At 69.8% G+C, this 16,082-nt stretch carries 8 protein-coding genes and 1 pseudogene; 4 read left to right on the top strand and 5 right to left on the bottom strand.

Translation table 11 applies throughout. The annotated features are described in order from the left end of the window. Positions 1-2 precede the first annotated feature (2 nt). The 3 genes and pseudogenes from ABT342_RS26485 to ABT342_RS26475 form a co-directional block, all read left to right on the top strand. Positions 3-947 (top strand): DUF2867 domain-containing protein, encoded by a 945-nt coding sequence (locus tag ABT342_RS26485; RefSeq protein WP_351578769.1) that lies wholly within the window; start codon positions 3-5, stop codon positions 945-947. Positions 948-1,114: 167 nt separating this feature from the next. Next, on the top strand, positions 1,115-2,851 hold the full coding sequence (locus tag ABT342_RS26480) for a hypothetical protein (protein WP_351578860.1): 1,737 nt from the start codon (positions 1,115-1,117) through the stop codon (positions 2,849-2,851). A gap of 5 nt (positions 2,852-2,856) precedes the next feature. Beyond that, positions 2,857-4,053, top strand: a pseudogene (locus tag ABT342_RS26475) (ATP-binding cassette domain-containing protein); the annotation flags it as partial. 64 nt (positions 4,054-4,117) lie between these two features. Here the strand turns inward: ABT342_RS26475 and sbnA are convergent. The 5 genes from sbnA to ABT342_RS26450 form a co-directional block, all read right to left on the bottom strand. Further along, positions 4,118-5,203 carry a 2,3-diaminopropionate biosynthesis protein SbnA gene (gene sbnA / locus ABT342_RS26470; RefSeq protein WP_351578766.1) on the bottom strand — a complete coding sequence of 362 codons (1,086 nt, stop codon included), beginning with the start codon at positions 5,201-5,203 and terminating at the stop codon, positions 4,118-4,120. A gap of 199 nt (positions 5,204-5,402) precedes the next feature. Continuing rightward, on the bottom strand, positions 5,403-6,491 hold the full coding sequence (gene sbnB / locus ABT342_RS26465) for a 2,3-diaminopropionate biosynthesis protein SbnB (RefSeq protein ID WP_351578857.1): 1,089 nt from the start codon (positions 6,489-6,491) through the stop codon (positions 5,403-5,405). 35 nt (positions 6,492-6,526) lie between these two features. Then, complete coding sequence (locus ABT342_RS26460) at positions 6,527-7,531, bottom strand: TauD/TfdA family dioxygenase (RefSeq protein ID WP_351578763.1); 1,005 nt, start codon at positions 7,529-7,531, stop codon at positions 6,527-6,529. A 139-nt stretch (positions 7,532-7,670) separates the two neighbouring features. Continuing rightward, positions 7,671-10,979 (bottom strand): non-ribosomal peptide synthetase, encoded by a 3,309-nt coding sequence (locus tag ABT342_RS26455; RefSeq protein ID WP_351578760.1) that lies wholly within the window; start codon positions 10,977-10,979, stop codon positions 7,671-7,673. A 17-nt stretch (positions 10,980-10,996) separates the two neighbouring features. Continuing rightward, a complete protein-coding gene (locus ABT342_RS26450; protein ID WP_502965621.1) occupies positions 10,997-13,636 on the bottom strand; it encodes a Pls/PosA family non-ribosomal peptide synthetase in 2,640 nt (879 codons plus the stop codon). Between the two features lie 621 nt (positions 13,637-14,257). Here ABT342_RS26450 and ABT342_RS26445 point away from each other — a divergent pair. Further along, positions 14,258-15,925, top strand: coding sequence for an SWIM zinc finger family protein (locus ABT342_RS26445; RefSeq protein WP_351578854.1), 1,668 nt, complete (start codon positions 14,258-14,260; stop codon positions 15,923-15,925). Positions 15,926-16,082 lie beyond the last annotated feature (157 nt).

The raw sequence follows: 16,082 nt of genomic DNA, 5'->3' as shown, positions 1-16,082 counted from the left end.
TGATGCGCACCGTACGGAATGTCCATGAGCGCGTCATCGAGGCGCCCGCCGCCACCGTCGGCGCCCTGATCGACCGGATCTCCGCCGACGACGACCCGCTCAGCCCTGGCCCCGCCTGGCCCGCCATACGCTTCGACCGCCCGCTCGGCGTCGGCGCCGACGGCGGACACGGTTTCGTCCGGTACGCGGTCGGCGCCTACGAGCCCGGCCGCAGCGTCCGCTTCGACTTCGCCCCGCCGGAGAACGGCTACCACCGCATCGACATCGAGCCTCTCGGGCCCGGCCGCTGCCGTGCCGTCCACGTTCTGGAGCAGCGGCCGAGCCTCCGTGAGCGGATCCTCTGGACGCTCTTCATCCGGCCCATGCACGACGTCTACGTGGAAGAGCTGCTCGACAACATGGAGCGTGCCGCGACCGGCCGGCTCCGCCGTCCCGCCGCGCGCTGGTCCCGCTGGGTCCGCCTGGCGCACCGGCTCGTCTGGGACCGGCCCGAGGCGGTGGGCGTCCCCGAGGGCGCGCACCTGGCCCGTACCGCCTTCGACCGCACCGACTTCAGCGACGCCTGGCGGCTGCCGCTGGAGCCCGGCATGGACCGCGATCCGCGTGCCTGGCGTGACGTACTGCCGTTTCCCGTCCGCGCCGTCGAGGGTGACGAGCTGCTGCTCGGCGAGGACGCGTCCCACCTCGACTTCCGCGCCTCGCTCCTCGTCGGTGAGCGGGACGTGACCCTCACGACCGTCGTACGGACCCACAACCGCCGCGGCAGGCTCTACTTCGCGCTGGTCCGGTACGTGCACCCCGTCATGGCCCGGCTCATGCTCCGCCGCACGCACCGCGCGCTCGCCCTCGCGGCTCCGTCCGCCGCCGAGCGCCACGAGCTGCCGAGCGGGCTGTCGAGCCCGAGCGTGCCGTCGGGCGGACCGTCAGCCGAGCGCCGCGCGCAGTGACGTCCTGCAGGCACCCACGAACGCCTCGCGGGTCTCCGTGCCGACCAGGTCCAGCGAGAGATACGGGTTGGCAACTGTTGACTCGGTTGTTGGTCGTGGTTGGTCAGGGTGTCCCTCGATGGGGTGAACGGCGCCGGTTCCCGGGATCTTGGGAGTGTGTGGAACGCATGATCGGTGGTGGCGGTTGTATTCGATGCGGCCAGGGGGGGTGGCTGGTGGCACGCAAACGCGGCAGGAAGCGCGAACTGCGCACCATTGCAGCCCCCTTCACCGTTGGCGCGCCTACCGGTGCCCGGATCCGGGACCGTATTCGTGTCACCGCGGTCGAGGCTGAGGTTCTGCGGCTGGTCGGCGAGCACCTGGGCCGCCATCAGCGGACTGATCTCGCGATGCGTGTCGAGATTGGGCGGGTGAAGATCAAGGAGAACCGGAGGGCTGAGCGGAAGAAGAAGCTCACCGCCGTGTCCTCCTCCCGCTGGGCGGGCGCGATGACCCGCGCCAGCGAGGACCAGTACCAGCTCTCTCTGCGCTGCCTGTCCGACGAGCGGGCCGGTCTGCGCCGGGCTGTCCGCACCATCGAAAAGCGGCTTGCGGTGCCGTGCAGGCAGCGGAACGGCAGGACGCGGGGCTACCGGGACCAGGCCGAACGGTGGTCCAAGCAGCGACGTCTCGCGGTGCTCAAGACCCGTCTCGCGCAGGTTGAGGAGCGCATCGAGTCCGGTCGGCCGAGCATCGTCGTAGGTGGCCGGCGCTTGGCGAAGACGCGGCACAACCTCGCCGACGCCCAGCTCACCGAAGCGCAGTGGCGGCAGCGGTGGGACGTCGGCCGTCTGTTCCTGACCGCTGACGGGGAGTCGGGTGCCCCGCACGGCAACTACACCATCGCCGTCGATCCCGCCGACGGCTCAATCACGCTGGTGCTGCCGGAGCCGTTGCGGCATCTGGCGAACGCCCCCAGGGGCCGGTACCGGCTCACGAGCACGGTCAGCTTCTCGCACCGGCGTGAGGAGTGGCTGGACCGGGTCATCGCCGACCGGGCCGTGCGCTACGACATCGTGTGCGACCCGCGACGCGGGCGCTGGTACCTGGATGCCTCCTGGTCGGCCGACACAGCCGTATTGCCGACTCCCGAGGAGATCCGGGCCTTCGGCGAACGCCTCCTCGGTGTCGACCTCAACTCCGACCACCTCGCCGCCTGCATCCTTGACGAGCACGGCAACCCGGTCGGCGAACCCATCACCGTGCCGATCGCTGTCGAAGGACCGGCGAGTCAGCGAGACGGCCGTCTTCGCGCCGCGATCAGCCGGCTCATCGCCATTGCCCACGAGCACCACTGCGCGGGCATCGCGATCGAGAACCTGGGCTTCGACGACGCCCGCGCCACTGGCCGGGAGACCATGGGAGGCGGCGGGCGGGGAAAGAAGTTCCGTCGCACCGTCTCCGGTATCCCCACCGCCCGCTTCCGGGAACGGCTGCGCGGCATGGCCTACCACCAGGGTCTGGTCGTGATCGCGGTCGATCCGGCGTACACCAGCATCTGGGGCGAGCGGTATTGGAAGACCCCGCTCCAGAAGCAGACCAAGACCCAGGTCACGCGGCATCACGGTGCCTCGGTGGCCATCGGACGACGGGCCCTCGGGCACCGAACACGGCGTCGGCCAGGTGTGACCGCCCACGACCGGAGGATCGTGACGCGGAGAGCTACCGGCCAGGCCAGGTTCATCCCGAGGGCGCGTGGGACCGTGAGCCCACCCAGGACAGCGAGCACGCCAAACGGAGGCGGCAAGACTCGACTGCACCAAGGTGACCAGCTTGCGCTGTTCCCCGACCCTCAAGACCGTTCGGAGGGTCACCGGACGAGTCCGGTGTCATGCGATTCGACCAACAATGGCCAACATCGCTAGGAACGGTGAAAATGGTGCGCCACCTCGGCTCCAGCCCCACCACCGGGCTGCACCCGCACGACATCCAGCGCATGAACGACCTGCTGCTGCGCCTGCGCGACAAGGGCAACACGGTCCTCGTCGTCGAGCACAAGCCCGAGGTCATCGCGATCGCCGACCACGTGGTCGACCTCGGTCCTGGAGCGGGCACCGACGGCGGCCACATCTGCTACAGCGGAGACGTGCCCGGTCTGCGCGCCTCCGGCACGCTCACCGGCCGCCACCTCGAGCATCGCGCCCGGCTCCGCGAGACCGTCCGCGCACCGCGCGGACACCTCTCGATCAAGGATGCCGACCTGCACAACCTGCGGGACGTCAGCGTCGAGATCCCGACCGGCGTGCTCACCGTCGTCACGGGCGTCGCCGGATCCGGCAAGAGCTCGCTGATCCACGGCTATCTCGCGGGCCAGGACGGTGTGGTGGTGGCCGACCAGTCGCCGATCCGCGGCTCCCGCCGCTCCAACCCGGCGACGTACACCGGCCTGCTCGGCCCCATCCGCAGCGCCTTCGCCAAGGCCAACGGGGTCAAGCCCGCCCTGTTCAGCGCGAATTCGGAAGGCGCCTGCCCGAAGTGCAACGGCATCGGACTGGTCTACACGGACCTCGCGATGATGGCGGGCGTGGCCTCGGTCTGCGAGGAGTGCGAGGGCAAGCGCTTCACGCCCGAGGTGCTCACGTACCTGCTCCACGGGAAGAACATCAGCGAGGTCCTCGGCATGCCGGTCGCGGAGGCGTACGACTTCTTCCCCTCGGGCCAGGCCCACACCATTCTCGGCCGGCTGACCGACGTGGGCCTCGGCTACCTCCGGCTCGGCCAGCCGCTCAACACGCTCTCCGGCGGTGAGCGCCAGCGCCTCAAGCTCGCCATCCACATGGCCGAGAAGTCCTCCACGTACGTCCTGGACGAGCCCACCACGGGCCTGCACATGGCCGATGTGGACAAGCTCCTCGCCCTCCTCGACCGCCTGGTCGACGACGGGAACTCGGTGATCGTCATCGAGCACCACCAGGCCGTGATGGCCCACGCCGACTGGCTGATAGACCTCGGCCCCGGCGGTGGCCACGACGGCGGCCAGGTGGTCTTCACCGGCACCCCCTCCGACCTCGTCACGAACGCCGACACCCTCACGGCCCGGCACCTGCGCGACTACGTCAGCTCCTAGGGGCCCAGGCGCCGGACATGCCGGTGCCGGTGCGGATCGGGGGATCCGCACCGGCACGGCACGGCTATGCCTTGCGTTCCTGGGGTTGAGGGCCCTGGCAGGCTTCGATCGGAGCGTTGTCCGGCACCGTGCCCGGCATGCTGCCCGGCAGGGTGTCCGGGATCGTGCCGGGGAACGGAGCGGTGTCCGGTTCGTCGAAGCTGAGGATGTCGTCCCCGTAGAGATCCTTCAGCCAGTTGGCCTGGTAGATGGTGTCGAGGTAGCGCTCGCCGAGGTCCGGGGCGATGGCCACCGCCGTGAGCCCACGGCGGTCGTGCTGGTCCAGCCAGCCCATCGCGCCGCTGACCACGGTGCCGGTGGAGCCGCCGAAGAGGAATCCGCGGCGGGCCAGCCGATGGCAGGCACGTATGGTGTCCGCTTCCTCGACGCGTATCACCTCGTCCACGAAGGACTCGTCGAGCAGCGGCGGGCGGATGCTCATGCCCAGGCCGGGGATCATCCGCCGGCCGGGAGGGCCGCCGAAGGACACCGAGCCGACGGCGTCCAGTGCGACGATGCGCACCGGCCGGTGCCACTCCCGGAACCACCGGGCGCAGCCCATCAGGGTCCCGGCGGTTCCGGCCCCGACGAACAGGACGTCCAGACGCGGGAACTGGCGGGCGATGGCCGGCGCCGTCGTGCGGTAGTGCGCCTGCCAGTTGGCCGGATTGGTGTACTGGCTGAGCCACACGTACCGCTCGTCCGAGGCGCACAGTGAACGGACGTAGTCGATCCGCGCACCGAGGAAACTGCCGTGGGCCTCGTGCCCGGCGATGATGTGCACGCGGCTGCCCAGCGCCTCCATCATCAGCCGGGTCGACAGGTTGCAGCGGGAGTCCGTCACGCACAGAAAGCGGTAGCCCTTGCTCGCCGCGATCATGCTCAGCGCCACGCCCAGATTGCCGGACGAGGACTCGACCAGAATCGAATCCGGCGTCAGGACCCTGTTCCGCTCGGCGGCCTCCACCATCTCGGTCGCGGCCTTCAACTTGATCGAGCCGGCGAAGTTGAAGCCTTCACACTTCAGGAAGAGCGAGTGCCCGAAGATCGACTTGAGGTCGACGTAGAGCTCCTCCTCGTTGAAGGCATAGGGAACGGAGATGACTGGCACGATGGCCTCCTCATCTGCAGCAGAGCACTTCTTGACGTCTGGAGGTGTGTGGGCTGCACGCTCTCTGGGCGAGACCCTGTGTCCAACCAGGCCAGACGGGGAGCCCTGCTCAGTGGCCGCGGTGTCGTGCGCCTTCAGCCGCGGCGACTTGACCGATGATCTTTCCTGGAAGTAGTGCGCTGTGAGCCTCCTTCGCCGCTCATCCGTGGCGGCGCAGTTCATGGAAGAAGCCGTCGATGACGTGCAACTCCCCGGATCTGATCACCTCGTCGTAGACGAATTTGCCTACGGCGAGGTCGAGGACTCCGAGCCCGAAGGGCGAGAACACCACCGGCCGGTCCGCCGGCAGCGTCACCCGCCCCGCCATCACGTCGTCCAGCGTGCCGTTCAGGAATTCCCGGTTGCCCGTGAGCTGCTCGGCCAGATGGGGGGAGGTGTTGGCCTGCAGACAGTGCTCGACGTCATCGACGATGTTGGCCGAGGCGAGCAGGATCTCCGGCGCGAGGTCGCGCAGCGAGATGTGCAGCACCAGCGGATTGTGGGCGAACCACGACGGGTCGCCGATGTGCGGCTCACCGGCGACGGTGGCGAAGACCACCATGTCGCTGAGGCGGATCAGCTGCTCGGCGCTCTCGTGCACGGTGATCTGGCCGGCCGTGCCCGACTGCTCCAGATAGCAGCGGAAGCCGGCCGCGCTGTCGGTGGACAGGTCGTGCACGCCGATCTCGTCGAACGACCAGCCGGTGCCCGCCAGGAAGGTGTGGATGTAGCGGGCGATCAGGCCGGTCCCGATGAAACCGACGCGGGTGGGGCGCCCCCGGCCCCGGCTGAGCCGGTCGGCCGCCAGTGCCGCGGACGCGGCCGTCCTGGTGGCGCTGATGATCGAGCTCTCCAGGCAGGCGAAGGGGTAGCCGGTGTCGTGGTCGTTGAGGATCAGTACGGCCGAGGCCCTGGGGATCCCGGCCGCGACGTTCCCCGGGAAGCTGGAGATCCACTTCAGGCCGTCCACCCGCACCTGTCCGCCGATCGAGGCGGGGAGCGCGATGATCCGCGAGGACGGCCGGTCGGGGAAGCGCAGGAAGTAGGACGGTGGGTTCACCGAGTCACCGGCGCCGTGCAGCTTGTAGGTGGCCTCGATCAGCTCCACGATCTCCTTCTCACGCCCGGTCAGCGCGCGCTGGACCTGGGCGCCGGAGATCACCGAGAACGGCGGCACGGTCAGTGACGGTTCGGTCGACGACGGTTTCGTCGCCGGTTTCGTCACCGGCTTCGTTGTCGGCTGTGACATCGCGGCCTCCGTAGCGGGGGACTGGCTGGTGGTGGTCATCCCGTGGTCACCTCGACGGTCGGCGAGCAATCGGCCAGGCGTACCGCGTCCGCCATCGCGACGACGACCTCGCGCGGCCCCTCGAAGGGCTCCCTGCTGTGCGCGGTCCGTACGTTGTCCACGACCATCAGGTCGCCGGCCTGCCACGGTTCGCGCGCGGTGTTGGCCTCGTAGACCTTGTTGAGCAGCGCCACGACGTCCTCGCCGATCGGGTCGCCGTTGCCGAAGCGGGTATTGAACGGCAACCCATCTGCACCGTATTCATCCACCAGGTACTCGCGCACCTCGGGAGCCATCGTCCACTCGTTGAGGAACGCGATCTGGTTGAACCAGCAACGACGTCCGGTGACCGGGTGGCGCACCACGGCACTGCGGCGCTGCCTGGTGCGCAGACCGCCGTCGGACTGCCACTCGAAGTCGATCGCGTGGGCCCGGCAGTAGCTCTCGACGGCGCCCCGGTCCTCGGTGCCGAACGCCTCGGCGTAGGACGCCCCGATCTCGTCGTTGTAGCTGCGGGTGAGCAGCCAGCCCTCCCGCTCGAACCGCTCGGTCAGCTCGGTGGGCAGCGCGTCCAGCACGGTCGGCGCGTCGGCCACCGCGGTGGCCCCGCCCTCGGTGGGCGCGCTGACACAGGCGAACATCATCAGACCGGGGAATTCGAGCGTGTAGCTCAATTCATGGTGCATACACATGGGCTGGTTCTGCGGCCACTTCGTCGAGGAGTACACGCCGTCGGCGTACGCCTGCCGGGGCGCGAAGGCCTCCCGTTCGGTCATCAGACCGGTCGCCAGCCGCGAGAAGACGGCACCGGCTCCGGCCGCGTCGCGCAGCCCGAGGCCGCGGACCAGCACCGAACCGTGCTCCGCCACGACGGCGCGCAGCGCGTCGCGGTGCGCGGCCGCCCAGCTCGGTGCCTCACCGGTGGCCTCGACCCGCAGCACCGGTGGTTTGCCGGGTCGCAGCTCCACATCGAGCTGGGACGCCGGGGATGAGGACGACATCTTCGGTTTCCTTTCGGTCGCTTCCGTCGTGCGGTCGTTCAGTCGTTTCGGTGGCTCAGTCGGTTCAGTCGGTTCAGTCGGTTCAGTTGCTCCGGTCGCTCCGGTCGCTCCGGTCGCTGTTCAGGGCTGCTGTGGCCGCTCACGTCGCCGCCCGGGACGGAGCCAGCAGATCGGCGGCGCTCAGGACGGCCTTGGCCGCCTCGGCCGGACACGTACGCGGGAAGTAGTGGCCACCGCCGGCGAGCTCGTACAGCTCCACGTGCTCGGCCAGCAGCTGCCAGTCGCGGTACCGGCGGGGGTATTCCGCCGTATGGGGGTCGTCGGCGGCGACGACCACGGTGACCGGCGCGGACAGCCGCACCGGGGGCGGGGCGTCCAGGGCGTCGGCGAAGTAGCGGTTCGCGGCCACGCAGTCGTGGCGGTAGGCGGCACCGACCTGCGCGGCGTGCCGCTCGTCCAGCTCGCCGAGCCCGGTGTGGCCGCTGTCCGCGCGCAGTCCCGCGGCGATCTCGGCGTCGCCGCGCCCGGTCAGCTCCGTGACGGTGGCGCGCCGGGTGGCCGCGTCGCCGAGCAGCTGCGCGGCGACGAACACCCGCTGGACGCCCGCCCCGCGCTCCTGGAGCGCTCGGGCCGTCGCCACGGCGTACGCGGCGCCCGACGAGTGGCCCCACAGCAGGACCCCGGTCAGTCCGCGCCCGATGATCTCGTCGACGACCTGCTCGACGACCTGTTCCATCGGAGCGAACGGCTCCCGCTCGGCGGCCACGTCATGACCGGGCAGCTCGACGGCGTACACCGCGGGGCCGCTGCCCTGCAGCGCTCTGGCCATCGGCTGGAAGTTCACGGCGTTGCCGCCCGCGTGGGGGAAGCACACCAGGGCACCGGCCTGCGCGCCGTCCGGTTCCGACAGGGACTGCAACAGCCCGGCGGGCCGCTGCTCGGACCTGCCGTCGACCAGTGCGGCCAGATCGGCGAGAACCGGATGGCGGGTGACGTCCTTGAGGGACACCGCACGGTCCAGGGTGATCGCCAGCTTCACCGCCGACAGCGAGGTGCCGCCGCGGTCGAAGAAGTGGTCTTGCCGTCCGATCTGGTCCTGCGGGACGCCGAGCACCTGCGCCCACGCGGCCGCCAGCCGCGCTTCGGTCGGCGTACTCGGTGCCTGGTGCGCCTCGTCCTTGTCCTCGACGGCATCGAGCTCCTTGGCGAGCGCCGTCAGCGCCTTCCTGTCGATCTTGCTGTTGGGGGTCAGCGGCAGGCTCTCGCGCCAGTGGAAGACCGCCGGGACCATGTACGCGGGAAGCGAAGCGCCCAGCCGTTCCCGCAGGACGCCGGTCTCGACGGGCTCCCCGGAGTAGAAGGCCACCAGCTGCTTGCTCTGGGCCCCCCGCTCGGCGACCACCACCGCGCCGTCGCGCACACCCGGCACGCGCAGCAGCGTGTTCTCGATCTCGCCGATCTCGATCCGGAAGCCCCGGATCTTGACCTGGGTGTCGCGGCGGCCGAGGAACTCCAGCTTGCCGTCGGCCCGCCAGCGGCCGTGGTCGCCGCTCCGGTAGAGCCGTGCGCCCGCACGGTGCGGATCGGCCATGAAGGCCAGCCGGGTGCGCTCGGGGTCGTTGACGTAACCGCGGCCGACGCAGACCCCGGAGAAGACGATCTCGCCGGGCGCGCCGAGCGGTACCGGCGACAGCTGCCCGTCGACGACGTAGACGTGCACGTTGTTGACGGGGGGACCGAGCGGGACCCGTTCCCCGTCCGGCACTCGCAGCATCACCTCGTGGTTGGTGTCGTCCGAGGTCTCGGTCAGGCCGTAGGCGTTGACGAGCTTGATCCCGGGCTCGGCCGCGAACCAGCGTTCGGCGAGCTCCTTCTTGAGCGCCTCGCCGGTGACCGACACACAGCGCAGGTCCGGCAGCGGGCGGGGGTGCTGCTCCAGAGCGGACAGGACGACTTCGAGGTACGACGGCACGATCTGGAGCACCCCGACCCGGCCGTCGACGATCCTGTCGAGGAACCGCTGGACGTCCAGGATCACCTCCTGCTCGACCAGCAGGGTCCGCCCGCCCACCAGGAGCGCGGAGACCAGCTGCCACAGCGAGATGTCGAAGCACTGGGGTGCGGTCTGGGCGACCACCTGCCCCTCGCCGATCCCGAGATCGTCGATCTTGGCGTAGAGGTGGTTGAGCATTCCGGCGTGCTCGCACATCGCGCCCTTGGGCTCACCCGTGGAGCCGGAGGTGAAGTAGATGTACGCGAGCTGGTCCGGCGTGACACCGATGCCGCCGAGGTCACCGTCGGGGTGGTCCTCCGCGTAGGCGGCGTCGACGTAGAGCATCGACACGTCGGAGACCAATTCGAGGGCCCGGTCGAGTGTGGTGGTGCTGCCGGGCTCGGTCAGTACGAGCCCGCACTTGGCGCGGGCGAGCGTGGTCGCGATGCGGTCGGCCGGGAAATGCGGCTCGATCGGCAGGTAGACGCCACCGGCCTTGAAGATCGCGAGGACGCAGGCCATCCAGTCCAGGTTGCGCTCGGTCACCACGGCGACGACGCTCTCGGGGCGCAGCCCCCGGGCCAGCAGCGCGCGGCCGAGCCGGTTGGCGCGGGCGTTGAGTTCACCGTACGTCCACTGCCGGCCGCCGTGCTCGGCGGCGACGGCGTCCGGGTGGGCCCGTACCCGCTCCTCGAACAGTTCGTGGAAGCGGCGGTCCGGCAGGTCCCGGTGCGGTCCGGCCAGCCCGTCGAGCTGGAAGCGGAGTTCCTCGGCGGAGAGCAGGCTCTGCCGTGTGTGCTCGGCGTCCGGAACGGCGGCGATCAGGGTGAGCGCGGTGAGGTGATAGCCCGCGATCCTGGCGGCGCAGGCCGCGTCGAGCACGTCGGTCCGGTGGCGCACCCGCAGTACGAGACGGTCGTCGCGCAGCGCGAATCCCGCCCTCAGCACGGTGTCCTCGGCGAGGCCGCCGTCGACGCGGGCCGGGTCGAACACGGCCTCGGGCGACGGCTCGGTGAGCCCCAGCTCGTCCTTGAGCCGGTCGACGGGGAAGTCCTGGTGCGCGAGCAGTTCCGACTCGACCCGATGGGCCTCCTGGACCAGCGACCGCCAGGTGCCGGAGCCGGATGCCGTCGACAGCCGGCAGGGCAGCGGCCGGCCGCCGCCCCGCGCCGGGACGTAGCCCGTCGTGACCTCGCTCTCGCCGGACAGCGCGGCGAGCACCTTGGCGTGCGCGGCCAGCAGCACGGAGCTGAGGGGCACTCCCAGGTCGTCCGCCGTGCGCCGCAGCGCGGTGGCGACGTCGTCCGGGAGCTGTGCCTCGTGCGCGCCGACGCCCGTGACGGGATTGGACGACCAGCGCGGGATCGCGGTGGATCCACCGGCGACGAGCACCCCGTGCCAGAACTCCCGGGCGGCCAGGACGGCGCTCTCCGTGTCCGTTTCGTCTGTTTCCATCGAATCTTCCACTCCACTCACCGTCGCCACGGTGCTGTCCGCCGCGGGCCGGGGCGGCGCCGCGGTTGTCGGGGCTTCCTCGCCAGGCCCGCGGGCCGGCCGTGCCGCTGTCCCTGCCCCGGACGCATGCGGGCCTCCGGCTGGTAGTGCGCGTCACGCGTTTCCGCGGCCGGATTTCCTTCCCACCGTGCGTACGCGGGGACTTCCTCGCCCTTCATGAGAAACGCGTCGGCGGCGAGCACCGCCCCCTCGCCCATCGTCACGCCGTAGTGCACGTGGGAATTGACACCGAGGGTGCAGCCCGCGCCGACCGTGCTGTAGTCGGACTTGAATGTGCCGTCCTCCTGCGAATGGCACTGGATCTTGCTGCCCGGATTGAGCACGGCGTCGTCCCCGACGGCGGCCAGCGACCGCTCGGTGATGGTGCATCCGTCATCGAGGACCCGGCGGCCGAGACGGAGCCCCATGAACCGCCAGACCAGGTTCTTGAAGGGGGTGCCGTTGAATACGTTGAAGACCTCGCTGGGCACCTTCCAGAGGCGCTCGTGCCACCAGAAGTACGGGTCGTAGATGGAGACCAGCCGCGGTCGCAGCGGCCGGAACGCGATGATGCGCTCCAGCATCGCGAAGTAGAAAGTGGTGAAGGCGAGGCTGATCACGAAGAACAGACCGATCGCGACGTGCCCGACGGGTGCGTACAGGTCGATGGCCGCGAGACCGGCCAGCGTGATCACGAAGAAGCTCAGCCACCGCAGGGAAAGCCAGATGATCATCGAGCGGATGTTGTAGCGGTTCTTCGAGGTGAGGTTCCGGCGCAGCTCGTCCCCGGTCCGCATCGAGTCGAACCGGTGGTCGCGCTCCACCGACCTGGGAATCTCGAAACACGGCGAGCCGAGCAGCCCGACCCCTTCGCGGATCTCGCCGTCCAGCGGAATCATCACCTTCGTCGCGAGCAGGCAGTTCTCGCCCGTCCGGCCGCCCGGGGGATAGGAGATGTTGTTCCCGACGAAATTGTTCGCCCCGACCGCTGTCCGGGAGACGCGGAAGGACGTGCTCGAGAATTCCGCGTTCATGAGCGAGAGCCCGTCGGCCACCATCGTTCCGCTGCCGATGGTGGTCAGGTACGGGGACTCGTGCTGCACTTCGGTGCCGAAGTTCGACCCGGTCTGCTCGACCTTGCACAAGTCGTAACCGAGGAACTGAAGGAAGTGCACGATGTAGGAGCTGTCACCGAACAGCCACTTGTAGAACTTCACATTCGTCATGCGCGCGATCATCCGGTGCACCGAGTAGTGCAGGCCGTACAGCGGATAGACCTTGTCCGGCTTGATCAGCTTGTTCAGCAGGCGCGGAACGGTGTACAGCGTCCCGAGGCCCAGAATGAGGAATCCGAAGTACAGCGTGAAGGAGAGGACCAGCGCGTCGAGGTAGACCCCCTGCGACGTGATCGCCAGATGGCCCGGCACCAGCACGCGCTCCAGCGCCGGGTACTGGACCAGGAGCATGTACGAGCCCCCCAGGGCGAGCGGCACGTACAGGACGATCACCTGGAGGACGCTGGCGAGCGCGTAGCCCGCCCGCCGCAGCGTGCCGCACCGCGCCGGCGCGACCCGCACGTAGTCCAGCTCCGTGCGCACCGCCGGGGATCCGTGCCACCGCTGGCCGTCCGGGACCGACTGGCCGCTCTGCAGCGCGGACGTGTGCCCGAGCTGCGCCCCATCGCCCATCGCGGTGTCGATGTCGAGCACGGTCTTCTCGCCGATGAACACGTCCCGGCCGATGGTGACCCGGCCGGTCTGGATGCGCCCGGCGTGTGCCCGGTAGCAGAGGAAGTACGCCTCCTTGCGGATCACCGTGTCGGCGCCGATCGTGAGCAGATCCGTGCAGACGGGGAAGGTGCGCGACAGGATCGTGACGTTCTTGCCGATCCGCGCGCCCAGCGCCCGCAGGTACAGCACATACACCGGATTCCCGACGAAGAAGATCATCGGGTTCGCGTGGGTCAGTGCCTTGACGGTCCAGAAGCGCAGATAGGTCAGGCCCCAGACCGGGAATTCACGCGGTTTCCACCGCCCGATCAGAATCCACTTGGCCCCGATCGGGAAGAGGCACATGCCGATGAACCCGCCGCCGCCGAAGACGAGCGCGCGCACATAGACATCGAGCACCCCCGACCCGTCGGACACCCACTCGTATCCCAGGGCCGTCACATAACCGGCGAGGATGGCGTACCCGACGAAAATCAGGAACTGCGCGACCCCGCAGAGGACGAACCGCGGCGTGCTCCCGGGCGGCGCCATCTCGGCCGGCGGCGGGGGCGCCGCCAGGGCAGGAGTGGGCGCGGCGTCCGCGAGGGCCGTCGCCAGGCTCCGGATCGTCGGGTTCCGGTAGATGTCCTTCATCGACACCGAAGGAAGATCGTCCCGCTTCCTGACCCGCGCGCAGAATTGAGCCATCAGCAGCGAGTTGGCTCCGAGGTCGTCGAAGAAGTGGCTGTCGACCGACACCTGCTCGACGCACACGACATCCGCCAGCACCTCGGCAAAGCACTTTTCGGTGCCGGCTGTCGGGTCGGCATATCCGCTGCTCGTATTCATGTTCACGATTGCGGATTCGTCCGGCTCTGGCGTCAAGACCTCGACAGATTTTTCCACCATTCGAGCTCCTTGGGGGAATTGCGACCACCATCGGCCAGTGCGGCCGGCACCCGGTGCCCTCGCGCTCCAGCGATGGCCGGATCAAGCAATCCGTAAGCCACGAGGTGGTGAGCTCCTCCAGTCTCCGACGTCCACCCCGGGGTTGCCACTCGAAGTCGATCGCGTCGGCGCGGCAGCGGCTCCGGCCGGTACGAGGGGGGCTCTACGGCCCCTATCAGGACCGGGATCGGGGGCGCTGAGCGCTCACATGTGAGCGGCGAACACGGGGCTCGGCTTACTGCATGCGAGTGGCGTGTTCCATCCGGCTCGAACAAGAAACTGCATCGCGAAATCGCACCAATAGCCTAGCGCGGTTCCGTATATCTGCTCGAAAACGCAAGAATGCCGTGATGTATTCCCGGAGTCGGTGCGGCGCTATTCCGACGCGGGTTGGTTCCGGCAGCTGACCGACATCAGTTCCCTCGAACCCGTGGCGATGTTGTGCGGCACGTGCGACTGCTGAGCGCCGACCGGTTCGGCTCCCTCGTGCGTACGTACGAGCCGAGGTCTGATCTGGACGGCGGCCTGACTGGCGGTCCTAAGCTGTCGGTCGTCGTGAGCGGGGAGAAGCCGGGGGAGAGCGTGGGCCGTCTTACGGAAGCGAGTCTCAGGACCCTGGCCGGTGCTCGGTCCTTCGAGCGTGGGCTCGGCTACCTTGACGCGGTGTCCGGGGTCGAGGTCGAGGACGACCGGATCACCGCGACCGTCCACGGCACGGAACGGTACGCGGTGGAGCTCGTCCTGAGCGGTCGCCGGGGCCTGGCGGGCGAGTGCGACTGCCCGTACGGCCAGGAAGGCAACTTCTGCAAGCACCTGGTCGCGCTCGGCCTGTCCGTGCTCGCCCGGAAGGAAAGCCTGCCCGACGCGCGCAAGGCGGCCCGAGACCGGGCGCAGACCCTCGACACCTGGCTCTCCGACCTGCCCCGGGAAGAACTGCTCACCGTCCTACGGGACGAGATGGCCGAGGACCGGAGGCTGCGCCGCCGCTTGGAGCTGCGGGCCGCGAGCGCCCGGGGAGACCTGGCCGGGGTTCGGGCCCGCGTCCGTGAACTGCTCGACATCGGCCCGTTCGCCCAGTACGGGTACGTCGAGTACGCCGACGCCCGCGCCTATGCCGACCAGGCCGGTCAGGCGGTGACGGCGATCAGGGCGCTGACCGGCTCGGGCTGGGCCGTCGACGCGATCGACCTGGCGCGGGAGGCGATGCGGCTGCTGGCCGACGCGGCGGGGAGCGTCGACGACTCCGACGGAGGGCTCGGCGCGATCGGCGCCGACCTCGCCGAGCTCCACCACGAAGCGTGTCACGCGGCCCGCCCCGACCCGGAGGACCTCGCGCACTGGCTGGTCGAACACGCGCTCGACGACGCGGTCGACCTGACCGACATCGACCCGCTCGACTACGAGGACGTCCTCGGAGACCAGGGGGCGAGGGCCCTGCGGGAGCGAGCGGTGGAGGCATGGCGGGCCAACCGCACCGGCTGGGCCGAGAAGTACCTGATGGAGCGCCTCGCGAAGGCGGGGCGCGACATCGACACGGTGATCGCCGTGCACGCCGCCGACCTCACGCCGGACGGCCATACCCACCTGGTCATCGCCCGTGAACTGGACGCCGCCGCCCGCCCCGGCGAGGCCCTCGACTGGGCCGAACGGGGCATCCGGGCCACCGAGGACCTCGCCGCCGTCGACACCGCCCTGGTCGACTACCTCTCCGACCGCTACACACGGGCCGACCGGCTCACTGAAGCCCTCGCCCTGCGCCGCGACCACTTCACCGCCCGCCGCACCCCGCTCACGTACCGCCATCTCCGCGCCGCCGCCCAGTCCGCCGACCGCTGGCCCGCCGAGCGTGAGAACGCCCTGTCCCTGCTGCGCGCCGCCGCCGGGCGGGAAGGGCCCCACGGAGGCAGTGTCCTGGTCGAGGCCCTGCTCGACGACAAGGACGCCGACGCAGCCTGGCTGGCCGCCGCCGAATTCGGCGCTGACGACGCCCAGCGGCTCGTCCTTGCCGACCAGTCCCGCCCCACCCGCCCCGCCGACGCCCTCGCCGTCTACGTAAGGCTGGCCGCCCCGCTCACCCGCGAGACCGGCAACGCGGTGTACGAGCAGCTCGTCAGCCTGCTCCTGGCCATGCGCGACTGCCACCGCCGGCTGGGCACGGCGGACGCGTTCGCCGCGTACGTCACCGCGCTGCGGGCCGCGCAGAAGCGCAAGCGGAACTTGATCGGGCTGATGGACGAACACGGGCTGTAAGCCCGGCCAGGCGGCTGTCTCGTAAACACCTCTACGAGATCAATCTGTCGGTGCAGCACGAGTCAGCTCCCTTCTCGCTCGGGGCCCTGGGCGAGCAGCTGATCGCCTTCGAGTCATGGGTGCGGGGCAAGGGCTGACGCGGCCGCCCGAAAGTCTG

Origin of the sequence: Streptomyces sp. NPDC000410 (assembly GCF_040300305.1) — a bacterium.
Taxonomy (GTDB): domain Bacteria; phylum Actinomycetota; class Actinomycetes; order Streptomycetales; family Streptomycetaceae; genus Streptomyces.
The sequence above is the reverse complement of the archived record's forward strand: the minus strand, read 5'-3'. Positions and strand labels throughout refer to the sequence as shown.